General features: G+C 72.9%; 20 protein-coding genes and 2 pseudogenes. 16 read left to right on the forward strand and 6 right to left on the reverse strand.

Annotated features, from left to right (window positions below; all coding sequences use genetic code 11):
• Positions 1-2: 2 nt before the first annotated feature.
• Both PCA76_RS06745 and PCA76_RS06750 read right to left on the reverse strand, forming a co-directional pair.
• On the reverse strand, positions 3-686 hold the full coding sequence (locus PCA76_RS06745; protein ID WP_442930209.1) for a DUF3515 family protein: 684 nt from the start codon (positions 684-686) through the stop codon (positions 3-5).
• Between the two features lie 9 nt (positions 687-695).
• Positions 696-929 carry an Lrp/AsnC ligand binding domain-containing protein gene (locus tag PCA76_RS06750; RefSeq protein WP_110562464.1) on the reverse strand — a complete coding sequence of 78 codons (234 nt, stop codon included), beginning with the start codon at positions 927-929 and terminating at the stop codon, positions 696-698.
• A gap of 153 nt (positions 930-1,082) precedes the next feature.
• On the opposite strand from PCA76_RS06750, the gene PCA76_RS06755 reads away from it, so the two are divergent.
• Together PCA76_RS06755 and PCA76_RS06760 are read left to right on the forward strand one after the other, a co-directional pair.
• Positions 1,083-2,015: a thiamine-phosphate kinase gene (locus tag PCA76_RS06755; protein WP_272619220.1), complete on the forward strand. Its 933-nt coding sequence runs from the start codon at positions 1,083-1,085 to the stop codon at positions 2,013-2,015.
• Positions 2,016-2,044: 29 nt separating this feature from the next.
• A complete protein-coding gene (locus PCA76_RS06760; protein WP_272616075.1) occupies positions 2,045-2,506 on the forward strand; it encodes a GNAT family N-acetyltransferase in 462 nt (153 codons plus the stop codon).
• Between the two features lie 188 nt (positions 2,507-2,694).
• Here PCA76_RS06760 and rpmB read toward each other — a convergent pair whose 3' ends face one another.
• Positions 2,695-2,886, reverse strand: coding sequence for a 50S ribosomal protein L28 (gene rpmB, locus PCA76_RS06765; RefSeq protein WP_007456456.1), 192 nt, complete (start codon positions 2,884-2,886; stop codon positions 2,695-2,697).
• A 286-nt stretch (positions 2,887-3,172) separates the two neighbouring features.
• Here rpmB and PCA76_RS06770 point away from each other — a divergent pair.
• Both PCA76_RS06770 and recG read left to right on the forward strand, forming a co-directional pair.
• Positions 3,173-4,785 (forward strand): annotated as a pseudogene (locus PCA76_RS06770) (DAK2 domain-containing protein).
• Positions 4,782-6,980: an ATP-dependent DNA helicase RecG gene (gene recG / locus PCA76_RS06775; protein ID WP_272616076.1), complete on the forward strand. Its 2,199-nt coding sequence runs from the start codon at positions 4,782-4,784 to the stop codon at positions 6,978-6,980. Before PCA76_RS06770 ends, recG begins: the two are co-directional and overlap by 4 nt.
• A gap of 181 nt (positions 6,981-7,161) precedes the next feature.
• Here recG and PCA76_RS06780 read toward each other — a convergent pair whose 3' ends face one another.
• A complete protein-coding gene (locus tag PCA76_RS06780; RefSeq protein WP_272616077.1) occupies positions 7,162-8,115 on the reverse strand; it encodes a cell wall anchor protein in 954 nt (317 codons plus the stop codon).
• 468 nt (positions 8,116-8,583) lie between these two features.
• Between PCA76_RS06780 and rsmD the strand changes: the two genes are divergently transcribed.
• The 9 genes and pseudogenes from rsmD to PCA76_RS06825 all read left to right on the forward strand — a co-directional run bounded on the left by rsmD (position 8,584) and on the right by PCA76_RS06825 (position 16,533).
• Positions 8,584-9,147 carry a 16S rRNA (guanine(966)-N(2))-methyltransferase RsmD gene (rsmD, locus tag PCA76_RS06785; protein ID WP_272616079.1) on the forward strand — a complete coding sequence of 188 codons (564 nt, stop codon included), beginning with the start codon at positions 8,584-8,586 and terminating at the stop codon, positions 9,145-9,147.
• On the forward strand, positions 9,144-9,626 hold the full coding sequence (gene coaD, locus PCA76_RS06790; protein WP_272616080.1) for a pantetheine-phosphate adenylyltransferase: 483 nt from the start codon (positions 9,144-9,146) through the stop codon (positions 9,624-9,626). Before rsmD ends, coaD begins: the two co-directional genes overlap by 4 nt.
• Positions 9,627-9,851: 225 nt before the next feature.
• The gene (locus PCA76_RS06795) at positions 9,852-10,349 is read left to right on the forward strand and encodes a hypothetical protein (protein ID WP_272616082.1); all 498 of its coding nucleotides are present in this window, start codon (positions 9,852-9,854) and stop codon (positions 10,347-10,349) included.
• Between the two features lie 110 nt (positions 10,350-10,459).
• The gene (locus tag PCA76_RS06800) at positions 10,460-11,023 is read left to right on the forward strand and encodes a YceD family protein (protein ID WP_272616083.1); all 564 of its coding nucleotides are present in this window, start codon (positions 10,460-10,462) and stop codon (positions 11,021-11,023) included.
• A gap of 5 nt (positions 11,024-11,028) precedes the next feature.
• Positions 11,029-11,202 carry a 50S ribosomal protein L32 gene (rpmF, locus tag PCA76_RS06805; RefSeq protein ID WP_030335284.1) on the forward strand — a complete coding sequence of 58 codons (174 nt, stop codon included), beginning with the start codon at positions 11,029-11,031 and terminating at the stop codon, positions 11,200-11,202.
• A gap of 114 nt (positions 11,203-11,316) precedes the next feature.
• The gene (locus tag PCA76_RS06810; RefSeq protein ID WP_272616087.1) at positions 11,317-12,303 is read left to right on the forward strand and encodes a phosphate acyltransferase PlsX; all 987 of its coding nucleotides are present in this window, start codon (positions 11,317-11,319) and stop codon (positions 12,301-12,303) included.
• A pseudogene (gene rnc, locus PCA76_RS06815) lies at positions 12,300-13,007 on the forward strand (ribonuclease III); the annotation flags it as partial. The gene PCA76_RS06810 and the pseudogene rnc, both read left to right, overlap by 4 nt.
• A 226-nt stretch (positions 13,008-13,233) precedes the next feature.
• A complete protein-coding gene (gene mutM / locus PCA76_RS06820) occupies positions 13,234-14,091 on the forward strand; it encodes a bifunctional DNA-formamidopyrimidine glycosylase/DNA-(apurinic or apyrimidinic site) lyase (RefSeq protein ID WP_272616088.1) in 858 nt (285 codons plus the stop codon).
• Between the two features lie 222 nt (positions 14,092-14,313).
• Positions 14,314-16,533 carry an MMPL family transporter gene (locus PCA76_RS06825; protein ID WP_272616090.1) on the forward strand — a complete coding sequence of 740 codons (2,220 nt, stop codon included), beginning with the start codon at positions 14,314-14,316 and terminating at the stop codon, positions 16,531-16,533.
• Positions 16,534-17,096: 563 nt separating this feature from the next.
• Here the strand turns inward: PCA76_RS06825 and PCA76_RS06830 are convergent.
• Both PCA76_RS06830 and PCA76_RS06835 read right to left on the reverse strand, forming a co-directional pair.
• Positions 17,097-17,939: an endo alpha-1,4 polygalactosaminidase gene (locus PCA76_RS06830; protein WP_272616092.1), complete on the reverse strand. Its 843-nt coding sequence runs from the start codon at positions 17,937-17,939 to the stop codon at positions 17,097-17,099.
• A 116-nt stretch (positions 17,940-18,055) separates the two neighbouring features.
• Positions 18,056-19,228, reverse strand: coding sequence for a CAP domain-containing protein (locus PCA76_RS06835; RefSeq protein ID WP_272616093.1), 1,173 nt, complete (start codon positions 19,226-19,228; stop codon positions 18,056-18,058).
• 372 nt (positions 19,229-19,600) lie between these two features.
• On the opposite strand from PCA76_RS06835, the gene PCA76_RS06840 reads away from it, so the two are divergent.
• The 3 genes from PCA76_RS06840 (at position 19,601) to PCA76_RS06850 (ending at position 24,388) form a co-directional block, all read left to right on the forward strand.
• Positions 19,601-19,795: a hypothetical protein gene (locus PCA76_RS06840; RefSeq protein ID WP_007456482.1), complete on the forward strand. Its 195-nt coding sequence runs from the start codon at positions 19,601-19,603 to the stop codon at positions 19,793-19,795.
• Positions 19,796-20,153: 358 nt separating this feature from the next.
• Complete coding sequence (gene smc / locus PCA76_RS06845) at positions 20,154-23,768, forward strand: chromosome segregation protein SMC (protein ID WP_272616101.1); 3,615 nt, start codon at positions 20,154-20,156, stop codon at positions 23,766-23,768.
• Complete coding sequence (locus tag PCA76_RS06850; RefSeq protein ID WP_272616102.1) at positions 23,768-24,388, forward strand: HAD family hydrolase; 621 nt, start codon at positions 23,768-23,770, stop codon at positions 24,386-24,388. Before smc ends, PCA76_RS06850 begins: the two co-directional genes overlap by 1 nt.
• The last annotated feature ends 7 nt before the right edge of the window (positions 24,389-24,395 follow it).

The following is a 24,395-nucleotide window of genomic DNA, read 5'->3' on the forward strand; positions in this document are numbered from 1 at the left end:
GCTCAGCGCTGGCAGCCGGACGGGATGGCGCCGCCGGAGGGCACGGTCGCCACGATCTTGCTGGAAATCGTCGGCACCCACTGCAACGCCTGCTCGTACGCGCGCGGAACCCGCACCGTGATCAGCGTCTCCCGGTCGACCGTGCTGAGCACGGCCCCGTCGGCCTGTTCGGCCAGATGCCAGCAGACCCGGTTGACCGTCCAGACCTCGTCGGTGGCGGGGAAGGTCGGCTCGGCGCCGCCGCAGGCCACGGTGAGCGCCGGGTCGCCATACGCGGCGTTCTGCTCCGGGCCGGCGGTGACCGGCCGCTGGGCCAGGTCGCGGATGCTCGCCGGAAGCTGGGAGAGCAGGGCCCGGCAGACCGTGGCCGGACGGGCGGCCAGGGCCGGGGCGGCCATCTCCACCGGGGCGGTGGACTGCACCCGGGCGGTGGTCGCGGAGGGTGTCGGCGCGGCGGCCGGTGCGTCCGGGGTGAGCTTGGTGAAGGCCAGCACGGCCACCAGCAGCGTGATCGGCAGCGCGATCACCGTGGCCAGCAGGGCGGCGCCGCGAATGGTCCGGTCTCGGCCGGCCGGCGCGGCGGCGGCTGGGTCGGCCGGTTCGCGGATACCGTCAGCCGGCTCGCGCGTCCCGTCGGCCGCGCCACGCGTCCCGTCGTCGTCCAGACCAGCGGAGGAGGTCGTCATCTCGTCCACTTACAGTCGCACCACCGAACACGTGAGGGTGCGAGTGATGCCGGGCACCATCTGCACCTTGCTGACGATGAGTTTGCCCAGCTCGTCGACGGTGTTCGCCTCGGTGAGGACGACCACGTCGTACGGCCCGGTGACGGCGTCGACGCGCACCACGCCGGTGATGTCCGCGATGAGACCCGCCACGTCACGCGCGCGGCCGACCTCGGTCTGGATGAGGATGTACGCCTGTACCACGACTCGACCTCCGTCCGTCGCCGCCCGGGAGCGGCCCGAAGGGTGAAACTACCTTACGGAGCAGGTCGGATCCCTATCGGTGGTCAAGGAGCAGCGGTGAGCGAGCACGGCGGAGCCGGGCAGCACGGGCGGAACGCCGGCAGCGGCGCCAGTGTGTCCGCGATCGGGGAGTTCGGGCTGATCGGGCGGATCACCTCCCGACTGTCGTACGGACCGACGACCCTGCTCGGCCCAGGCGACGACGCGGCGGTGGTGGCCGCGCCGGACGGCCGGGTGGCGGCCTCCACCGACGTGCTGGTCGACGGGCGGCACTTCCGGCGGGACTGGTCCTCGGCCCGTGACGTCGGGCACCGGGCGGCGGCGGCCAACCTGGCGGACGTCGCGGCGATGGGCGCCACGCCGACCGCCCTGCTTGTCGCTCTCTGCATGCCGGCCGACCTGGACACCGGCTGGGCGGAGGAGTTGGCCGATGGGCTCTCCGCCGAGGCGGCGACGGTCGGCGCGAGCGTCGTCGGCGGGGACATGTCGGCCAGCCCCACCCTGACCGTCGCCGTCACCGCGCTGGGCGACCTGGAGGGCCGCCCGCCCGTGCTGCGCTCGGGTGCCCGTCCCGGGGACGTGCTCGCCCTGGCCGGGCGCACCGGGTACGCGGCAGCCGGGCTGACCGTGCTCACCCGGGGCTTCCGCACCCCTCGGCTGCTGGTCGAGGCGTACCGGCGGCCGCAGGTGCCGTACCAGGCCGGCCCGCAGGCTGCCCGGCTCGGCGCCACCTCGATGATCGACGTGTCGGATGGGCTGCTCGCCGACCTCGGGCACGTGTCGGCGGCCAGCGGGGTGGCGATCGACGTACGCCGGAACGCGTTCGAGGTGCCCCGGCAGATGGCCGATGCGGCGCAGGCACTCGGCGTCGACCCGTACACCTGGATCCTCGCTGGTGGCGACGACCACGCGCTGGCCGCGACCTTCCCCCCGGCGGTGGTGTTGCCACCGGACTGGCGGCCGATCGGCCTGGTCACGGACGGTGGTGGCGTGACGGTCGACGGTGCGCCCTACGACGGCCCGACCGGCTGGGACCACTTCCGGTGAGGTCCGGAGCCCGCCGTATTCTGGATACCGTGAGTGAGATCGAGATCCGGGTGGTGCGGTTCGACGCATCGGTGGCGCAGCAACTGATCCATGCCGCAATGGCCGACCTCGGTGCCCGCTACGGCGGCTCCGGCGACGACACCCCGGTGGACGCGACCGAGTTCGAGGCACCCGACGGCGCGTTCCTCGTCGCCTATCTGGCCGGCGAGCCGGTCGGCTGCGGTGGCTGGCGCAGCCACGGCGCCGACACCGCGGAGCTGAAGCGGATGTACACGGCCCCGGCGGCACGTGGGCGGGGCGTGGCCCGCACGGTGCTGGCGGCCGTCGAGCGCTCGGCCCGCGAGCACGGCCGCAAGCGGATGGTCCTGGAGTGCGGCGACAAGCAGCCCGAGGCGATCGCCATGTACGGCTCCGCCGGTTACGAGCGGATTCCGAACTTCGGCTTCTACAAGGACGAGGAAGGCTGCGTCTCCTTCGGCCGCGCCCTCTGACCTGCGGGTCTCCGGCGGGGCCTGTGTTGATCGACTCTGTTTTCCTGCCGTCGGGCTATCCGCAGCGCCGGATGCCCGGGGTTCAAGGAAACCGAGTCGATCAAGCGGCGGCGGCACGCGGACACGACAGAGCCGGCGGACCTCAGGGTCCGCCGGCTGAGCCGTACGAGAAGGTGGGTGCTACCGCGTCAGGCGCGGGTGACCTTGCCGGCCTTGATGCACGAGGTGCAGACCTGCAACTTCTTGGTGTTGCCGCCACCGGCCGGGGTACGCACCGACTGGATGTTCGGGTTCCAGCGGCGGTTGGTCCGCCGGTGCGAGTGGGACACGTTGTGGCCGAAGCCCGGTCCCTTGCCACAGACGTCGCACACGCTAGCCACGGGATACTCCTGGGATTGATACGTTCATGAGGTCGCCGGCAGGTGCTGCCCGGGCAACCTGGTCAGGTTACCCGATGACTCGCCGACCCGGCCAACCGGCCTGGTCCGGCGGTCGCCCGTGCCCCGGCTCGCGCCTGGTCGTGGGCCTGTCCGCCCGACGGTGGACCGGCCCGGCGGCAAGGCTACCGGAGGCGCCCGTCCCCGCCACGAGCACCGGCGGACCGGGGCGGGGAGGACACGCCGGACGAGTCCGACGGGTGTCGGTGTGCGCCAGTAGGCTTCTGCCGTGCTGGACACCCTCGACGCCGCCGCGGTCCGCCGCTGGTGCGCGAGCGGATTGGCCGCGCTGAAGCGGCACCAGGGTGAGATCGACCAGCTCAACGTCTATCCGGTGCCCGACGGCGACACCGGCACCAACCTGGTGCTCACCCTCACATCGGCCCAGCAGGCCCTCGCGATGAATCTGGACACCCTGCCCGACAGCGGGCCGACCGCGCACGGGCACGCGCTGCGGCTGATGGCCCAGGGCGCGCTGCTCGGCGCGCGGGGCAACTCCGGGGTGATCCTGTCGCAGATCCTGCGTGGTTTCGCCGACGAGGTCGCCGTGGTGCCAGCGGTGCACGGCCGGGAGTTCGCCGCCGCGCTGCGGTCCGGCACCGCCGCCGCGTACACCGCGGTTGCCCGGCCGGTCGAGGGCACCCTGCTCACCGTGGTCGCGGCAGCCGCCGCCGCGCCGAACGGGCGGACAGCGGCGACCTGCCGGCGGTGGCCCGCGTCGCGGCCCGGGCCGCGGCCGAGGCGCTCGCCCGCACCCCGGAGCAGCTGCCGGCGCTGGCCCGCGCGGGCGTGGTCGACGCGGGCGGCCGAGGGCTCTGCGTGCTGCTCGACGCCCTGGTCGAGGTGCTCACCGGGGAGAGCGTCGCCCGGCCCGCGCCGACGCCGCGCTCCGCCCGCCCGGCGGCCAGCGTCGCACGGGAGACCGGTTCCGACGAGTACGCGTACGAGGTGCAGTTCCTGCTCGACGCCGGGGCCGAGGCGGTGGCCGGGATGCGGCGGGCGCTGGACGCACTGGGGGACTCACTGGTCGTCGTCGGCGACGGGCGTGAGCCGGAGGGCACCTGGAACGTGCACGTGCACGTCAACGACGTCGGGGCGGCGGTCGAGGCGGGTGTCGCCGCCGGCCGCCCGTACCGCATCTCGGTGACCCGCTTCGCCGACCAGCCCGAGCCGCCCCCCGTCCCGGTGGCGGACGGCCGCGCCGCAGTGGTGGTGGCCACCGGTGGCGGCATGGCCGAGCTGTTCGCCGCGGAAGGGGCCACCGTGGTGCCGGGCAACCCGTCCACCGGTGAGCTGCTGGACGCCGTCCGCAGCACCGGTGCGGCCCGGGTGGTGGTGCTGCCCAACGACGCCAACACCGAGGCGGTGGCGAGCGCGGCGGCCCGCGAGGCCCATCGGCACGGCATCAAGGTGAGCGTGGTGCCCACCCGCTCGCCCGTGCAGGCGCTCGCCGCCCTCGCGGTCCGCGACGGCGACCGCCGCTTCGAGGACGACGTGATCGCGATGGCCGAGGCGGCTGGCGCCTGCCGTTACGCCGAGGTCTGCCATGCCAGCCGGGAGGCGCTGACCGTGGCCGGCCCGTGCCGTCCCGGCGACGTGCTGGCGCTGGTCGAGGGCGAGGTGCACCTGATCGGCACCGACCTCACCGACACGTGCGCCGCCGTGGTCGACCGGATGCTCGGCGGCGGTGGCGAGATGGTCACCCTGCTGGCCGGCGCGGACGCTCCGGCCGGGCTCACCGATGCCGTCCGCGCGCACGTCGCGAGGCGCTGGCCGTTCGTCGAGGTGCACACGTACCCGGGCGGCCAGCCGTTTTATCCGCTCCTGGTAGGGATTGAATGAGCGAACCAGCCACGGTGGACACTCCGCTGAAGAAGCTGGTCGGGGACAAGACGGCCAAGGCATTGGCCTCGCACCTCGACCTGCACACCGCGCGTGACCTGGTCTACCACTTCCCGCGTCGCTACGACGAGCGTGGCGAACACACCGACATCCGCTCGCTGGACGTCGGCGAGCAGGTCACCGTGCTGGCCCAGGTGCAGCGCACCGCGGTGCGCCCGATGCGTCAGCGGCGGGGCAACCTGCTGGAGGTGACCGTCGGCGACGGCTCCGGCGGGATGTTGACGTTGACCTTCTTCGGCAACCAGGCGTGGCGCGAGCGGGAGCTGCGCCCCGGTCGGTGGGGGCTGTTCGCCGGCAAGGTCACCGAGTTCCGGGGCAAACGGCAGCTCAACGGCCCGGAGTACGTCCTGCTCGGCGAGGGCGGTGACGGCGAGGCGGCGGTCAGCGACGAGATCGAGGAGTTCGCCGGGGCGCTGATCCCTGTCTACCCGGCCGCCGCCGCCGTGCCGACGTGGGTGATCGCACGCTGCGTGCGGGTCGTCCTGGACACGTTCACCCCGCCGGACGATCCGTTGCCGAGCAGCGTGCGGGCCAGCCGCAAACTGGTCGGGCTGGGCACCGCCTTGACGGAGATCCACCGGCCGTCCAGCAAGGAGGAGCTGCACCGGGCGCGGCGGCGACTCAAGTGGGACGAGGCGTTTGCCGTCCAGTTGACCCTGGTGCAGCGCAAGCACCGGGCGGCCGACTGGCCGGCCCGGCCCCGCCCGCCGCGCCCGGGCGGGCTGCTGGACGCCTTCGACGCCCGACTCCCGTACGAGCTGACGGACGGTCAGCGCGATGTCGGCGTGGAGATCGCCGCCGACCTGGCCGCCCCGCACCCGATGCACCGGTTGTTGCAGGGTGAGGTGGGCTCGGGCAAGACGGTGGTGGCGTTGCGGGCCATGCTCCAGGTGGTCGACGCGGGCGGGCAGGCCGCGCTGCTGGCGCCCACCGAGGTGCTGGCCGCCCAGCACCACCGCGGCATGCTCGACCTGCTCGGGCCGCTCGGTCGGGCCGGTGAGCTTGGTTCCGCCGAGCACGCCACCCGGGTCGAGCTGGTCACCGGCTCGCTGGGCGCGGCGGCCCGACGGCGGGCGCTCGGCGAGGTGGCCAGCGGCGCCGCCGGCATCGTGCTCGGCACCCACGCCCTGCTCTACGAGGGGGTCGACTTCGCCGATCTCGGCCTCGTTGTCGTCGACGAGCAGCATCGCTTCGGCGTGGAGCAGCGCGACGCTCTGCGGGCCAAGGCCGACCAGCCGCCGCACACGCTGGTGATGACGGCCACCCCGATCCCGCGCACGGTGGCGATGACCGTCTACGGCGACCTGGAGGTCTCCACCCTCTCCCAGCTGCCCCGGGGTCGGTCGCCGATCGCCTCGCACGTGGTGCCGGCCGCCGAGAAGCCGGCCTACCTCGACCGGGCCTGGCGTCGGCTGCGCGAGGAGGTAACCGCCGGCCATCAGGCGTACGTGGTGTGCCCGCGCATCGGCGATGGTCCGGCGTCGGAGGAGGAGCCGCCGCCGGTGGACGACAACGGTCGTCGCCCGCCGCTGGCGGTGACCGAGGTGGCACCGCTGCTGGCCGAGGGGCCGCTGCACGGGCTGCGGATCGGGGTGCTGCACGGTCGCCTGCCGGCCGACGAGAAGGACGCGGTGATGCGCTCCTTCGCCGCCGGTGACCTGGACGTCCTGGTGGCGACCACCGTGGTCGAGGTCGGCGTGGACGTGCCGAACGCGACCGTGATGATCGTGCTGGACGCCGACCGCTTCGGTGTCTCCCAGCTGCACCAGTTGCGGGGCCGGGTCGGTCGGGGTGCCGCCGCCGGGCTCTGCCTGCTGGTGAGCGAGGCCGCCGAGGGCTCGTCGGCGCGGGAACGGTTGGACGCGGTGGCGTCCACGAGCGACGGTTTCAAGCTCGCCGAGCTGGATCTGGAGCAGCGCCGCGAGGGCGACGTGCTGGGCGCCACCCAGTCCGGGCGCCGCTCGCACCTGCGGCTGCTGTCCCTGCTCCGCGACGCCGACCTGATCCGCGACGCCCGCGCCGAGGCGATAGCCGTGGTCGAGGAGGACCCGGAGCTGGCCCAGCAGCCGGCGCTGGCCGCCTCGGTAGCCGCACTGGTCGACGAGGAACGCGCGGAGTACCTGGAAAAGGGCTGAGCCCCGCCCGGATACGAGGCGCCTGGGCCGGTGATCCACTCCGGTTTGATGAAACCGGGGTATCCCCGCCGAGGTCATACCCCGGTTTCACTGACCTTGAGTCGATCACGCACACCATTACATGCCTGAGGGCGCGCCGACCGGTTGGTCGACGCGCCCTCAGTTGTCAGAGCGGGTTGTCTCAGGCGGTGAAGCGCACCCGACGACGACGGGCCATCACGAACAGGACAGCACCGGCCGCGAGCAGCGCCACGGCGCCGACGATGATGCCGCCGGTCGCAGCACCGGTCAGCGGCAGGGCCGGCTCATCCTTGTCGCAATCGGCCGGCTGCTCCCAGGCGATCGGCGTGGTGTCGTCGAGGCCCTCGGCGGCCGGCGTGACGATGAGACCCTTCGTCGCGTCGAAGGAGACGGATCCGGTCTCGCCCGGCTTGACGGTCAGCGTCTTCGCCTCGCCCTTGTTCGGGGTCAGCGTGAGGACGACGGTCTCACCGTCCGCGGGGTTCTCGATGGTGAAGGTCAGCTTGTCGCAGGTCGACTCAACGGTGCCCACCGGCTCGGCCGGAGGCGTGGTGGCAGTCGGGGTCGGGGTCGGGCTCTGGGTCGGAGGCTGACTCGGCGACGGAGAGACGGTGGTGGGGCTGGGGGTCGGGGACGCCGTCGGAGTGGCGGTCGGGGTCGGGCTGCTCGGCGAGGGCGTGGGCTCCGCCGCGCAGGTGCCCGCCGGGGTGGCGGCCACCGTCCGCTCCTCGGTCACGATCCGGTTGGGGCGCTCCCACCGGGCCTCGACGGTCAGCTCGATCTTCGGCTGCCGCTCGGCGAAACGGTGGCTCTGGGTGGAGGTGAGGACACCCTCGCCCTTGGCCGGGAGGGTGGCGTCCTTCGCCAGGTCGCCGCCGCTGAACTCGGTCGGGACGGTCGACACGAGCTTGGTGATCGTCGCGTCGATGTTCTCGCTGTTGCTGACCTTCCAGGTCACCGTGACCTGACCGTCGGAGGCCAGGCAGTAGGTGCCGGAGGGCTCGGGGTGGTGGGCGCTGGCGGGGGACGCGACGGCACCGACGCCGGCGAGGCCGATCAGCGCGCCCGCGGCGATGGCCGCGAGGCGCCGGAACGGAGACTTGGGAGGGTTCACGCCTGCTCCTGATGAGGGGGGTACGGATCGCGTGGCGGGAGGGTCGGGAGCCATCGCGACCGGGGGGTCGCCTGCTCACCGGGGTATCGCGCGACGCGGTGGTGTTCCCGCGGCGAAAGCGGGGACAGGGGGTGACTGTACTGACGGGTGGTTAATGAGGGGAGTTCAGATCATTGCCATCGGGCAATGTAGTAAATTCGTGATCTTTGATATACCCAAGGTGTCAGTCCGGTCACCGGGGACGGCCCGCCCTCGCTGAGATCCACAGTGGATATCAGCCCGTCGGCGCTGGTCACGCCCTCCGTGGACCCGCGCGGCGGCGTGCTTGCGGCAGCGGTACCCGGTACGTGGCCCGGGGTGAGCGGAGCCGCCGTGCCACCGCCAGCCGGCAGGCTCGTCGGATACGCGCCGTGGTGACGGGGGCCGCGCCCCATCGCGTAGCGTCGCGGGCATGAGCAGGAGGAGACGGTGACCCGGATCGTGGCCGGGACGCTCGGTGGCCGGCGGATCGCCGCGCCTCCCGGCGCCGGTACCCGACCCACCTCCGACCGGGTCCGCGAGGCGCTGTTCAGTGCCGTCCAGACCGAGGTCGACCTCGACGGCGCCCGCTTCGCCGACCTGTACGCCGGCTCCGGCGCGGTCGGGCTGGAGGCGCTCTCCCGGGGGGCCCGGCACGTGCTGCTGGTCGAGTCCGACCCACGAGCGGCCCGGGTGATCCGGGAGAACGTGGCCGCCCTGCGCGCCGGCCCGGCGGCCCGCCTGGTCGCCGGCAAGGTGGCGACGGTGCTGGCCGCCGGTCCGGGCGACGAGCCCTACGACGTGGTCTTCGCCGATCCGCCGTACGCGGTGCCGGACGCGGAGATCACCGCGCTGCTGGCCGCGCTGGTGGACGGCGGTTGGCTGGCGCCCGACGCGCTGGTGGTGGTGGAGCGGTCCACTCGCACGAGGCAGTTCGACTGGGTGGAGGGGATCACTGCCGAGCGCAGTCGCCGTTACGGCGAGACCACCCTTTGGTACGGTCGCCGATCATGAGACGTGCGGTGTGCCCCGGTTCGTTCGACCCGGTCACCAACGGACACCTCGACATCATCGGACGAGCCAGCCGGCTCTTCGACGAGGTGATCGTCGGCGTACTGATAAACCAGTCGAAGAGTGGCCTCTTCACCGTCGAGGAGCGGATCGACATGCTCCGCGAGGTGACCTCCTCGTACGGAAATGTGCGGGTCGAGTCGTTCCGAGGGTTGCTGGTGGACTTCTGCAGGGCCCAGCAGGCCAGTGTGCTGATCAAGGGTCTGCGGGCGGTCAGCGACTTCGACTACGAGTTGCAGATGGCTCAGATGAACATCGGGCTGGCCGGCGTCGAGACGCTCTTCATGCCGACCAACCCGCTCTACTCGTTCCTCTCCTCAAGCCTGGTCAAGGACGTGGCCAAGTGGGGTGGCGACATCTCCGCGCACGTCCCTGACCCGGTCCGCGAAGCCCTCCAGGCCCGCCTCGGCCCCCGCCCCTGATCTCCGATCCCCACGATCTGACACCTCCGGTCGCTCCAACGCCCCTTTTGCGGCAGATTGACGCAGCAGTGGGCGCCAGATCGGCGCGGAGTGACGATGTCGCGACGCGCCGGGTCGGGGTGGATGGGGCGCGTGTGGGGCGAGCACGACATGATTGGTGGCGCGGGGAACGGCCGTAGCCCGCATCATGGAGGTCGGCCGACGAACGACAGGAGTGAGGTACCGGTGGACCCGCTCGATCGCATCGACGAACTGATCGCCATGGTGGAGCAGGCCCGCTCCGTCCCGATGTCGCGCAACAACTGCATGGTCGACCGGGGTGAGATGATCGCGGTCCTCGACGAGATGCGCGCCGACCTTCCCGCCGACCTGCGCCGCGCTGCCGCACTCCTCGAGGAGCGCGACAAGATCATGGACGCAGGCAAGCGCGAGGCCGACCGGATCATCAGCGAAGGTGAGGCAGAACACGCCCGCCTTGTCTCCGTGAACGAGATCACCGTGTCGGCCGAGCACGAGGGTGCCCGGATCATCGGGGAGGCCCGGGCCGAGGCGCAGCGCCTGCGTGAGGAGGTCGACGACTACGTCGACACCGCGCTGGCCAACTTCGAGCAGTTCCTCACCCGGGCGCTGGCCTCGATAGAGCGTGGCCGGGACAAGATGCACGCACTGCGGGAGATCGGCACCTTCGCTGGGGATGAGGCGGAACGCCCGCTACCCTTCTGAGCGGCACCTCACCAGCCGACATTCTCGGGCGGGGGTCGCCCCCGGTTCGACGGTCGGGCGGTCGCCCAGGTAACCTTTTTTGTCGGCCTCTCACCGGCCGGAGTCTGACTATGCCCAAGCGCTCGCCATCGACACTCAACCCCAAGTCGCCGCTGGTCCTCGACACGAGGGACCTGCCGCGTCGACCTGGCGCGTTGCGTGAAGTCCAGCGGGTCGTGCCGGCACCGGCGGACCTCGGTGTGGAGTTGATCGGCGTGCCGGCGGGCGCGGACCTCGACCTCGATCTGAGGTTGCAGTCGGTGTCCGAGGGCGTGCTCGTCTCCGGGACCATCACCGGTCCCATCCGGGGCGAGTGCGGCCGTTGCCTGCGCGAGATCAACGACTCGATGGGCGTGACGATCCAGGAGCTGTACGCATATGAGGACAGCACCACGGACGCCACGACCGACGAGGACGAGGTGGGCCGGATGCAGGGCGATCTGATCGACCTGGAGCCGGCGCTGCGGGACGCGTTGGTGCTCACGCTGCCGACCAACCCGCTCTGCCGGGAGGACTGCCCAGGGTTGTGCCCCGAATGCGGGGCCCACTGGGACGATCTGCCGGCCGACCACAGTCACCAGCAGATCGACCCGCGTTGGGCGGGCCTGTCGCAACTGACCGTTACAGAGGAGTAAGAACCGTGGCCGTCCCGAAGCGCAAGATGTCGCGCAGCAACACCCGGTCCCGCCGGGCGAACTGGAAGGCGACCGTGGTCGCGACCGTCGCGTGCCCGCAGTGCAAGTCCCCGAAGCTGCCGCACGCCGCCTGCTCCGTCTGCGGCACCTACAACGGCCGCCAGGTTCTCGAGGTCTGACCTGGACGCCCAGTGACGCCCCCGACCTCAGGTCGGGCGGCGCGCGGACCCTGGCATTCGCCCGGTGCTCCGGCTCCTTCCGACGCCGTCCGGCCCACTCCGGCCGGCGTTCCGGTGGAGCCGGGCACCGCGCGGATCGCCGTTGACCTCCTCGGCGGGGACGACGCTCCCGCCGTCGTGGTTGACGGCGCTCTGCGGGCCATGCGCGCCGACCCTGACCTGCACCTGCTCCTCGTCGGCCCGACCGAGGTCGCCGACGAGTTGATCGCTGCCCTGGATCCGGCGCAACGCGCCCGGATCACGGTGCGGCCCGTTCGCGATGTCGTCGGCATGGCCGATTACCCCAGCGCCGCCCGCGCGGAGAGCACCGTCCGGGCAGCGGTCACCGCCGTCCGCGACGGGACCGCCGACGCCCTCGTCTCCGCCGGTGCCACCGGTGCCACCGTCACCGCCGCCGTACTCGGCCTCGGCCGCTGGCCGGAGATCCGCCAACCCGCCCTGGTCGCCACCCTGCCCGCCGTAGCCGGGCCGGTCGTCCTGCTCGACGTTGGCGGCTCCCTGGAACCCCGCCCGGCCACTCTCGCCCGCCACGCCGTGCTCGGCGCCGCGTACGCCGAGGTGGCGCACTCGATCGCCGCGCCGCGCGTCGGGCTGCTCTCGGTCGGCACCGAGGCCGGCAAGGGCGACCGGGTCCGCCGGGCCACCGACCCGTTGCTCGCCGTCGAGCCGCTGCCCGGTGGGGCGCGCTACGTCGGCCTGGTCGAGGGGTACGACGTGACCCACGGCGGGCGCGCCGATGTGGTCGTCACCGACGGCTTCACCGGTAACGTGCTGCTCAAGGCCATCGAGGGCGCGTACGCGATGGCTGGCGGCCCACCCGCCGAGGGCGGCGCGCCCCGCGCGGCCGCCCTGCTGGGCGTTGCGGGGACCGTGGTCGTCTGTCACGGTTCCGCCCTTGCCGCCGACGTCGCCTCCGGCATAGCCCTCGCCGCTCACCTGTGGCGGCGGCGCGCCACCGATCTGGTCTCCGCGTTGCTGGACGGCAACGCCGCGACGGACCGCACCGACCGTTCCACCGACACCGAGGTACGCACATCATGAGCAACGACAAGCGGCGGCGGGCGTCCGTCGGTCACCTGGAAGCCGCGTTCGGCGTGAGCCTGGAACCCGAGCTGCTGCAGCGCGCGCTGACCCACCGCTCGTACGCGTACGAGAACGGCGGGCTGCCCACCAACGAGCGGCTGGAGTTCCTCGGCGACTCGGTGCTCGGCGTGGTGATCACCACGGCGCTCTTCCACAACCACCCGGACCTGCCCGAGGGGCAGTTGGCCAAGCTGCGCGCCAGCGTGGTCAACATGCGGGCGCTCGCCGACGTGGCCCGTGGCCTGGGCCCGGACGGCCTCGGCGCGTACCTGCTGCTCGGCAAGGGCGAGGAGACCACCGGTGGCCGGGACAAGGCGAGCATCCTCGCCGACACGCTCGAGGCGCTGCTCGGCGCGATCTACCTCCAGTACGGGTTGGACACCACGGGGATCGTCATCCACCGGCTCTTCGACCCGCTGATGGCCGAGTCGGCTGGTCGGGGCGCCGCACTGGACTGGAAGACCAGCCTGCAGGAGCTGACGGCGGCGCTCGGGCTCGGCGTCCCGGAGTACCGGATCGAGGGCACCGGCCCCGACCATCTCAAGACGTTCACCGCCTGGGTCGTGGTGGCCGGCAACCGGTACGGCGGCGCCGAGGGGCGCAGCAAGAAGGAGGCCGAGCAGCGGGCCGCCGAGGCTGCCTGGCGGACGCTCGCCGAGCAGAACGGGCGGGCCGCGGACGCCGGCCAGACCAGCCCGAGCGGCGACGACCGCCAGGACGGGCGGACCGACCGGGACGGTGCGACCGACCGGGACGGTGCGGCCGACCGGGATGATCCGTTCGGGCCGCTGGAGCGTGCCGAGCGGGCGGCCGAGGCCGAGCAGGCCGACCACCTGGCGCAGGCCCTGCCGGCCGGGGGTGCCGACGGCCACGAGACGGGGTTGCGGCGTGCCTGAGCTACCCGAGGTGGAGACCGTCCGGCAGGGGCTGGCGCAGTGGGTCGTCGGCCGCCGGATCACCTCGGTCGAGGTCCGGCACCCGCGCGCGGTTCGCCGGCACGTCCCGGGCGGCGTGCACTTCGCCGACGTGCTCGCCGGTCGGACCGTGCTGGACGTCCGCCGTCGCGGCAAGTACCTGTGGCTGCCGCTGGACAGCGGCGACGCGATCATCGGGCACCTCGGTATGTCCGGTCAGCTGCTGCTCCAACCACCCGGCACCCCGGACGAGACCCATCTGCGGGTCCGGTTCCGGTTCGCCGACGACGGGCCGGAGTTGCGCTTCGTCGACCAGCGCACATTCGGCGGGTTGTCGGTGAGTGAGGGCGGTGCCGAGCTGCCGGACGAAATCGCGCACATCGCCCGCGACCCGATGGACCCGGAGTTCTCCGACGCGGCGTTCGTCGCCGCGCTGCGAGGCCGGCACACCGAGGTGAAGCGGGCCCTGCTCGACCAGACCCTGATCTCCGGGGTGGGCAACATCTACGCCGACGAGGCGCTCTGGCGCGCCGGGCTGCATGGCGGCCGACCCACCGACGCGCTGACCGGCCCGGCCGCGCAGCGCCTGCTCGGCCACGTCCGTGACGTGCTCGCCGAGGCGATCAGGGTGGGCGGAACCAGCTTCGATGCCCTCTACGTCAACGTCAACGGGGAGAGCGGCTACTTCGACCGGGCGCTGAACGCCTACGGCCGCGAGGGCGAGCCGTGCCGTCGGTGCGGCGCGCCGATCCGCCGCGAGGCGTTCATGAACCGGTCCTCGTACAGCTGCCCGCGCTGTCAGCCCCGGCCCCGGGGTTCCCTTCGGGGATGACCCGGAGTCGGCTCCGGGTCGGTGCCGGCGGGTCGCGGCCAGCCGCTCCGGGCTGGACCCCCGGCGTACGTCCGAATGGGGGTTGATGCCCGCCGAACGGACCCCCCGCGCCCGATGCGGCGATTCCGGGGAGGGCCGGGGCGGATCCCCGATGTGACCGTCTCGTCACGCACCTAACGTCAGCACCGTTGACAGGGGGTTGACGTGACAGGGGGACCCGAGATGGGGACAAGACCGGTGACGGTGCGGCTGGCGCGGTGGAGCGCCGAGCACCCGTGGCGGGCGATCGCACTGTGGGCCGTGTTCGTGGCGGTGTGCTTCGTGGGCGGCAACGCCGCCGGCCTCAACGAGGCCACCAGCGGCGACCAGGCGATCGGCGAGGCGGGGCGCGCCAGCCTCATCGTGGACGCCGGCGACTTCAACGACCCGGCCGTGGACAACGTCCTCATCACCTCCCGCGGCGGTTCGTTGGACCAGGCGGCGGCGAAGGCGGCGGCCGACGACGCGGCGGCCCGACTGCGTACGGTCGCCGGGGTCGCCGAGGTGGGCCAGCCGGTCACCGCCCGGGACGGCTCGGCGCTGCTGCTGCCGGTCACCATGTCCGGCGACCCGGAGACCGCCTCGGACCGGGTGCAGCCGTTGCGCGACGTCACCGCCAACGTGCAGGCCGCGCACCCGCAGCTGCGCGTCGAACAGGTCGGCGGACCGTCGATCGGCCAGGCCCTCGACGACACCCTGGGCAAGGACTTCAAGCGCGCCGAACTGCTCAGCCTGCCGGTCACCCTGGCGATCCTGATCCTCGCGTTCGGCGCACTGATCGCGGCCAGCGTGCCGGTGCTGCTGGCGTTGTCCTCGGTCGCCGCCGCGATGGGTCTGTCCACCCTCGCCTCGCACCTGGTGCCGGCCACCGACACCACGGCCCCGGTGATCCTGCTGATCGGCATGGCGGTCGGGGTCGACTACTCGCTGTTCTACATCCGTCGGGAGCGGGAAGAACGCGCCAAGGGCCGATCCGGCCTCGACGCGGTGGAGATCGCCGCGGAGACGTCCGGACACGCCGTGGTGGTCTCCGGCCTCGCGGTGATGATCTCGATGGCCGGGCTGCTGCTCGCCGGCGACGTGGTCTTCTCGTCCCTGGCGGTCGGCTCGATCCTCGTGGTCGCCGTCGCGGTGACCGGTTCGCTGACCGTGCTGCCCGCCCTGCTGGCGAAGCTCGGCCGCTGGGTCGACCGGCCGCGGGTGCCGCTGCTCTGGCGGCTGACCGCGCCGCGCACCGGCCGGCACGGCGGCCCACGCTCGCCCCGGCTCTGGCCGGCGGTGCTCCGACCCGCGCTGCGCGCCCCGGTGGCCACGCTGGTCGTCTCGGTCGGGCTGCTGCTCGCGCTGGCCGCGCCCGCGCTCGGCATGAAGTTGAAGTTCCCCGGCATGGAGGACCTGCCGCGCACCACCCCGGCCATGCAGGCGTACGACCGGCTCACCGTTGCCTTCCCGAGCACCGGCACCAATCACGTGGTGGCCGTCCAGGCGCCGGCCGAGCAGGCCGAGCGGGTGCGCGCCGCCCTCACCGACCTGTCCACCCGGGCCGCCGGCGATCCGTTGTTCGCCCCGGCCGAGGCGGACGGCCCCAAGATCGAGGTGTCGGCCGACCGGCGGGTGTCGGTGTTGGACGTCCCCACCCCGTACGCCAGTCGGGACGACCGGTCGGTGCAGTCGCTGGAGAAGCTGCGCGGGGACCTGGTCCCGGCCGAGCTGCGCGGCATCCCCGGCATCGAGTACGCGGTCGGCGGCAGCGTGGCCGACAGTGCGGACTACGCGTCCCACGTCCGCGACAAGTTGCCGCTGGTGATGGGCTTCGTGCTGGTGCTGACCTTCCTGGTCATGGTGCTCACCTTCCGGTCGGTGGTGATCGCGGCGAGCTCGATCGCGCTGAACCTGCTCTCCGCCGGTGCCGCGTACGGGCTGCTGGTGCTGGTCTTCCAGGGCGAGTGGGCCCAGGGGCCGCTCGGCTTCACGTCGATGGGCGCGATCGTGTCCTGGCTGCCGCTGTTCCTCTTCGTGGTGCTCTTCGGCCTCTCGATGGACTACCACGTCTTCGTGGTCAGTCGGATCCGCGAGGGGATCCGGGCCGGCATGCCCAACCGCGACGCCGTGTCGTACGGGATCACCTCGTCGGCCGGGGTGGTGACCAGCGCGGCGATCGTGATGGTCGGCGTCTTCTCGATCTTCGCCACGCTGAGCACGATCGACATGAAGCAACTCGGCATCGGCCTGGCAGCGGCGATCCTGTTGGATGCCACGATCATCCGGGGTGTGGTGCTGCCGGCGCTGATGACCCTGCTCGGCGACGCCAACTGGTGGGCCCCGCGCTTCCTGCGCCCCCGCCCGACACCCGCCCCCACCGATCCGCCCGCCCCCGCCCCGGAGCTGGTGTCAGTGCCCTGACCCAAGCCCCCAACCCCGCCGCCCGCGCACCCCGCGCACCCCGCCCGCGCGCCCCGCCCGCGCGCCCCGCCCGCGCGCCCCGCCCGCGCCGTCCGCGCGCCCCGCCCGCGCGCCCCGCCCGCGCCGTCCGCGCGCCCCGCCCGCGCGCCCCGCCCGCGCCGTCCGCGCGCCCCGCCCGCGCCCAACCTCCGCGTCGATCTAGGGGAAATCGTCGCTAGTGGATCTCCATCCACGATGATTTTCCCTAGATCGACGCGGAGGAGGCGGGGGACGCGGGGGACGCGGAGGAGGCGGGGGACGCGGGGGACGCGGAGGAGGCGGGGGACGCGGGGGACGCGGAGGAGGCGGGGGACGCGGGGGACGCGGAGGAGGCGGGGGACGCGGGGAACGCGGAGGAGGCGGGGGACGCGGGGGACGCGGAGGAGGCGGGGGACGCGGGGGACGCGGAGGAGGCGGGGGACGCGGAGGAGGCGGGGGACGCGGGGGACGCGGAGGAGGCGGGGGAGGCGGGGGACGCGGGGAGGCGCGGGGAGGGCGGGGAGGCGGGGACGGGGAGGCGGGGGTTAGGGGAGGGGGCAGGCTTGTCGCCACGCATTCAACGTGCGGTCCTTGCGGATCGACGCGAAGCCGTAGCCGACGGTGGTCACGCAGAAGTCGTCGGTCGACCCGGTGTACTCGACGTGGAAGACCGGCTTGCCGTCGTCGGCGAACGGCAGCAGCTTGGCGCACTGGTTCAGCCGGACGCACTCCTCGTTGACCGCGAAGTCGAAGTCCGGGGCCAGCGCGGCGAGCTGCGGCACATCGTTGAGCAGCCCGGGGGAGAGGCTCAGGGAGCGGGCCAGCTGGGCCAGCCGGCGGTTGAACAGCAGCTGGTCGTCGAAGTCGAGCGGGAAGCCGGTGCGAGACGCGTACCCGTCGGCGTCGGCGAACGCGACCGCGCCGAAGCCCTTGCCCCGGCAGAGCCGGAACCGGTCGGCCAGCACCGGCTCGAGCGCGTCCCAGCCCCGGACGTCCAGCCACCGGCTGTCGGGGCGGCGCCCGGCCGAGCCCTGTACGACGGCCGGGATCCGGCTGGCGTCCGGGTCGGCGGCGCGGATCGACCCGACGTGCACCTGGCAGATCAGCCGGCGGTCCCGGGAGCGCAGCTCGGCGGTCTGCGCGGCGGTGGTGGCCACCGGGTCGAGCAGGAAGACGTCCGCGTCTGTCGCCGCGTCGAGGGGGCCGCTGAGCTGCCACTGCCACTGCCAGTGGCGAGCCTGGGCGGCCGGCCACGCGGTGGGCGCGCCGGGCGGGGTCAGCTCGGCTCGGCACCCGTACGCCGGTACCACCAGGACGAGTGCGACGCCGGCAGACAGGACGCGGCGCAGTGGGCGTACGGCGGCGCGTCTCCGCGGCCGGTTCCGCATCGGCAGCTCCCGGGTCCCGGACGGCCCGTCGCCGCCCTCACCGGTACGCCGCCCCCACGCTCCGGCCCGACGTACCTCACCGGGTCAACGAGCGCGGGGGCGTGCACGACGCGCGGTCAGCGCGGCGCCGCGAAGACCTGCGTCCAGTACGGTCCGTTGCTGCTGGCGATGCCGACGCCGATCTCGGTGAACGCGCAGTTCAGGATGTTGGCCCGGTGGCCGGAGCTGTTCATCCAGGCGTCCATCACCGCAGCCGGGGTCTTCTGGTTCCAGGCCACGTTCTCGCCGTACGTGCGCCAGGCGTAGCCGACGCGGTCCAGCCGGACGCCGCTGTTGCTGCCGTCGCTGCCGGTGTGCGACATGTTCTGGTGGTCGGCCTGGTCCTGGCTGTGCCGCTGGGCGGCGGTCATCAGCTTGTCGTCGATGCCCAGCGCCTTGCAGCCGGCCTTGGCTCGCTCGGCGTTGACCAGGTTCACCACCTCGCGGGCCTGGGCGCTGACGGTGCCGCTGGAGCCGCTGGAGCCGCCGGTCGTGCTCGGCGCTTTGCTGCGCTCGACGCTGCGTCGCGACGCGGCGGTGGTCCGCGATGGCGTCGGGGTGGGCTTGACCACCTTGCTCGGCGATGGGCTGGGCTGCGCCGGGGTGGGCGTGGCGGACGGGGAGGGAGCGGCGAGGGTGTCGAGGGCCGGCTGTTCGGTCGGCACCGCCGACGCGGCGAAGGTGTCGTCGACGGCCGTCGGCTGACCGGTCCCCTGGTCACCGCCGGGGAGGGCGAGCGCGCCGACGCCGAAGCTCACCACGAGAGTGGCCGCCGCGGCGGCGCCGCCGATCATCAGGGGCCGGCGCCAGCGGCGCGGGGAGCGGTGCCGACCATCGCCGGTTCGGCCGGTGACGCCGGCACCGGCGTGCCAGCCCTCGGTCGTCTCCGGGTCAGCGTCAGCGTCGGTGTGCCAGCCGCCGGTGGTCGCCGGGTCGGCGTCGGTGTGCCAGCCGCCGGTGGTGTTCTCGACCGGGTGGCTGTTTCCCCGGATGCCGGTCTCGCCGTCCGGCTGGTGGGCCGGCCAGGCGGCGGTGTGGGCGTCGGTCGACCCGGCAGGACCTGTCGGGTTCGACTGCGGGCCGGTGGGCTGCTCCCGGTGCCACTCGTCGCCGGGCTGGTCGGGTTCGTCACCGAACAGGTAGGCCGAGCGGGGCTCCGGGCGGTCGTGCAGCCAGTTCGGCTCGTCGGTCGGCCGCTCGGCGCGCCGGGGGGCGCCGTTCGGGTCCATCGGGTCGCTCCAGCCGTACACGCCTATGCCTCCACTGGGTCGGTTGCGGGCCGGGGTGACGCTACGGCGCGTCCGCGACGTGCGGCAATGTGGCTAAGGAAGAGTTAAGGGGAAGTCGGACGCGAGGGTGCGGACTTCCGCGGATCCGGGCGTAGAGTAAAGGTGTCCGGACAGAGCGTGTCCGTGCCTTGAGGCAGCCCCCCGACAAGTGGACAGGTCGACGTGGAGATGATCTACGGCCTGCGAGAACTTGACGAAGGAGGGGTTTGCGGCTCAATATATAGGTGTCGCCAGTCGCGCCCGGTCATGCCCAGATACAGCCTGGAATGACAGCCGCGTACAAATGGGCGCGCGTTGGCCGGCCTTTCCGGCAGCGCATATCAAGGAGTCAGCATGGCGAAGGCCCTCTACGGCCACGTAGGTGCAGCGCCCGACCGGCGTCTGCTCGACGAGGTCACCCGACTGCGTGCCAGGGTTCAGGCACTGGAGTTCGAGATCACGCGTCTGCGTGCCGACAATGATCGGCTCGCGGCGGCTGCGGCGGAGGCGGACGATCTTCTCCGTCTGGCCGAGCCGGCGCTGACCTGATCTCCGTATCAAAAAACTGAATCGCACCATCGCAAAAATGCGCGCCGACACGTCTGTGCCGGCGCGCAACACTGTCCGGCCCCCTTTCGGCGCCGACGATTCATGATCTTGCTTTCGGTCGCGCGGGAACCCTGTCTGCGGTATCCGAATAGCGCGCCGACCGATAGCCGATCATGAACGACGCTTGTGTTTGTCGCGGCCGGCAGAACACCAGTGCGGTCGCGTCTCGCGCCCTCGACGTACGCGACCCGGGGCGGGTCGCGTGCCGGCCCGTTCCCACCACCGGGTTAGTCTGCGAGTTCACCCAGGTCCCCACAGCCGGCGACGGTACGGCGGCCACCGGACGAGGATCGAGAAGGTGTATCTCAAGAGCCTGACGGTGAGAGGGTTCAAATCCTTCGCCTCCGCCACGACGTTGAAGCTGGAGCCCGGGATCACCTGCGTGGTGGGCCCGAACGGCTCGGGCAAGTCCAACGTCGTCGACGCCATCGCCTGGGTTCTCGGCGAGCAGGGCGCCAAGGCGCTGCGCGGCGGCAAGATGGAGGACGTCATCTTCGCCGGCACCGCCGGCCGGGCGCCGCTGGGACGCGCCGAGGTCACCCTCACCATCGACAACACCGACGGCGCGCTGCCGATCGAGTACACCGAGGTCTCCATCACCCGCCGGATGTTCCGCTCCGGCGAGAGCGAGTACGAGATCAACGGCAACTCCTGCCGGTTGCTCGACATCCAGGAACTGCTGTCCGACTCCGGCATCGGCCGGGAGATGCACATCATCGTCGGGCAGGGCCGCCTCGACGGCATGCTGCACGCCAAGCCGGAGGACCGCCGGGCGTTCATCGAGGAGGCGGCCGGCGTCCTCAAGCACCGCAAGCGCAAGGAAAAGGCCCTGCGCAAGCTCGATGCGATGCAAGTGAATCTCAATCGCTTGACCGACCTGACGGCCGAACTGCGCCGCCAGCTCAAGCCGCTGGGCCGGCAGGCGGAGGTGGCCCGCCGCGCCGCCGCCATCCAGGCCAACCTGCGTGACGCCCGGCTGCGCCTGCTCGCCGACGACCTGGCCACCCTGCGGAACACCCTCGACCGGGAGATCGCCGACGAGACGGCACTGCGGGAGCGGCGTGAGCAGTTCGAGGGCGAGCACGCCGAGGTGCAGGGCCGGCTCGGTGAGCTGGAAGCGGCGCTGGCCGAGGACGCGCCGCTGCTCGCCGCTGCCCAGGACACCTGGTACAAGCTGTCCGCCCTGCAAGAGCGCTTCCGCTCGATCGAGCAGTTGGCCCGGGAGCGGCTGCGGCACCTCAGCGCCAGCGGCGACGACGAGCGGCCCGGCCGGGACCCGGAGCAGCTGGAAGCCGAGGCGGAACGGGTTCGTGAGCAGGAGGAGGAGCTGCGCGGGGCGCTCACCGACGACCAGATCCGGCTGGCCGAGGCGGTCGAGCACCGTCAGGAGCTGGAGCGGCAGCTCGCCGCCGCCGAGCGGGAGTTGGTCGCCGCGGCCAAGGCCATCGCGGACCGGCGGGAGGGGATGGCCCGGCTCACCGGCCAGGTCAACTCGGCCCGGACCCGGACCACCAGCGCCAGCGAGGAGATCGAACGGCTCGCCGTCGCACACGCCGACGCGCTGGGCCGCGCCGAGCAGGCGCAGGCTGACCTGGACGCGGTCGCTGCCCAGTCCACCGAGGCCGACCGGGACAACGCGGACCTGGACGCCCGGCACGCCGAGGCGGTCGCCGTGCAGGAGCGGGCGCAGGCCACCGTGCGATCGCTGGCCGACGCCGAGCGGGCGGCGGAGAAGGACGCCGCCACCTGGAAGGCGCGGGAGGAGGCGCTCGCGCTGGGTCTGCGGCGCAAGGATGGCGCGGGGGCGTTGCTCGCCCGTGCCGGCGACGTGCCCGGCCTGCTCGGCAGCCTCGCCGGGCTGCTCACCGTCGCGCCGGGCCACGAGGCCGCGCTGGCCGCCGCGCTCGGCGGCCTCGCCGACGCGGTCGCCGTCAGCGGGGTGGACGAGGCCGTCGAGGCGATGCGGCTGCTGAAGATCTCCGACGCCGGCCGGGCCGGCCTGCTCGTCGGCAGCCCGGCGGGACCTGGCATGACCGGCTCCGCCGACGCGCTGCGCCCGAAGTTGCCCGACGAGGCCCGGTGGGCCCCAGACCTGGTGGAGTGCAGCGCCGAGCTGCGTCCGGCGGTGCACCGGGCATTGCGGGACGTGGCGCTCGTCGACGATCTGGCCGCTGCGGCCGAGTTGGTCGCCAGTAATCCTGAGCTGCGGGCGGTCACCCCGGACGGTGACGTGGTCGGGGCGTACGCGGCGGCGGGCGGCTCGGCCAAGGCCCAGAGTTACATCGAGGTGCAGGCGGCCGTCGAGGAGGCCCGCACCAACCGGCTCGTCGCCGAGCGCTCCGGCGCGGAGCTGCGGGACCAGCTCGTCGAGGCGCGCGCCGAGGTGGCTGCCGCCAAGGAGACCGTGCAGCACGCCGCCGCCGAGAAGCGCGAGGCGGAGAGCCACCGCAACGCCGCCGCCCGCCGCCTGGCCGAGCTGGGTGCGGCGGCCCGCTCCGCGAAGGCGGAGACCGACCGCCTCGGTGAGTCCCGAGCCCGCGCCGAGGCGGCCCGCCAGCGGGACCTCACCACGCTCGACGAGTTGGAGGAGCGGCTGCGGCTGGCCGAGGAGACCCCGGTCGACGCCGAGCCCTCCGCCGAGGAGCGGGACCAACTCGCCGCGATGGTGCCGCAGGCGCGGCAGAACGAGATGGAGGTTCGGCTCGCCGTGCGTACCGCCGAGGAGCGTGTCTCCTCGATCGCCGGCCGAGCCGACTCGCTGGCTCGGCAGGCCAGCGCGGAGCGGGCCGCCCGGGAACGCGCCGCGGCCCGGCGGGCCGCGCGCACCCGGGGCGCGGGCATCGCCCGGGCCGTCGCCGGTGGCGCCCGAGAGGCGCTCACCCGGCTCACCACCTCGATCGCGACGGCCGAGGAGCACCGCGACGCGGTCGCCCTGGAACGCGCCGCGCGTGAGGCAGAGCTGCAGGAGGTACGCGGGGCAGCCAAGCGTCTCGGTGCGGAGCTGGAGCGGCTGACCAGCCAGGTGCACCGCGACGAGGTAGCCCGCGCCGAGCAACGGCTGCGCATCGAGCAGTTGGAGGCGAAGGCCGCCGAGGACTTCGGGTTGGACGTGGAGACCCTGGTCGCCGAGTACGGCCCCACCCAGCCCGTCCCTCCCACCCAGGTCGACGTCGCGGCGGCCGAACGCGACGGCCTGCCCGTGCCCGAGCCCGTGCGCTACGAGCGGCCGGTGCAGGAGAAGCGGGCCGCCAAGGCGGAACGCGAACTGGCCCTGCTCGGCAAGGTCAACCCGCTCGCGCTGGAGGAGTTCGCCGCGCTGGAGGAGCGCTTCAAGTTCCTCTCCGAGCAGTTGGAGGACCTCAAGGCCACCCGTCGGGACCTGCTCACCGTGGTGAAGGACGTGGACGAGCGGATCCTGGAGGTCTTCGCCAGCGCATTCGAGGACACCGCGCGGGAGTTCGAACAGGTCTTCACCGTGCTCTTCCCCGGAGGCGAGGGCCGGCTGATCCTCACCGACCCGGATGACCTGCTCACCACCGGAGTCGAGGTGGAGGCCCGCCCGCCGGGCAAGAAGATCAAGCGGCTGTCGCTGCTCTCCGGTGGCGAGCGGTCGCTGACCGCGGTGGCCATGCTGGTGGCGATCTTCCGCGCCCGGCCCAGCCCGTTCTACATCATGGACGAGGTGGAGGCGGCCCTGGACGACGTGAACCTGGGCCGGCTGATCACGTTGCTGGCACAGTTGCGGGAGAAGAGTCAGCTGATCGTCATCACGCACCAGAAGCGGACGATGGAGATCGCCGACGCGCTCTACGGAGTGACGATGCGCAGCGGGGTCACCCAGGTGATCAGTCAACGGCTCAACCGGGCCGACGAGGACGACCAGCGGCACGGCCGCGGCGAGGAGAACGGGTAGTGGCTCGGGAACGCGCGACGGCGCTCCTGCTGGATCTGGACGGCGTACTGCGCCGGTTCGACCCGGCGGTGGCCGCCGGGGTGGAGCGGGAGTACGGCCTCGCCGACGGAGTGCTCACCGAGATCGCGATGCAGTGGGGTCGGCTGCAGCCGGTGCTCACCGGCCAGGTCAGCCACGCCGACTGGGTGAGCAGCGTGTCCGACGCGCTCGCCGAGCCGGCCGGTGGCCCGGACCAGGCCCGGGCGGCGGTGGAGCAGTGGCAGCGCTACCGGGGCGAGGTGGACACCGAGGTGCTCGACTTCGTCCGGGAGGTGCGCGCCGCCGGGATCAAGGTCGGTCTGGGCACCAACGCCACCGACCTGCTCGACGCCGACCTGGCCGCCCTGGGCCTGGTCGGCGAGCTGGACGTGGTGGTCAACTCGTCGACGCTCGGGGTGCACAAGCCCGCCCCGGAATATTTCCAGGCCGCCTGCGTGGCCCTGGCCACCCCACCGGCCCGGGTCCTGTTCGTCGATGACGAGGACTGGGCCGTGCGGGGCGCCCGGTCCGCAGGGCTGTCGGCGCACCGGTGGGGCGGCCACGCCGACCTCCGCTACCTGCGGGCGGCCCTGAACTACTGAGCGCCGG

The sequence above is a fragment of the Micromonospora sp. LH3U1 genome, assembly GCF_028475105.1.
In the GTDB taxonomy this organism is placed as follows: Bacteria; Actinomycetota; Actinomycetes; order Mycobacteriales; family Micromonosporaceae; genus Micromonospora.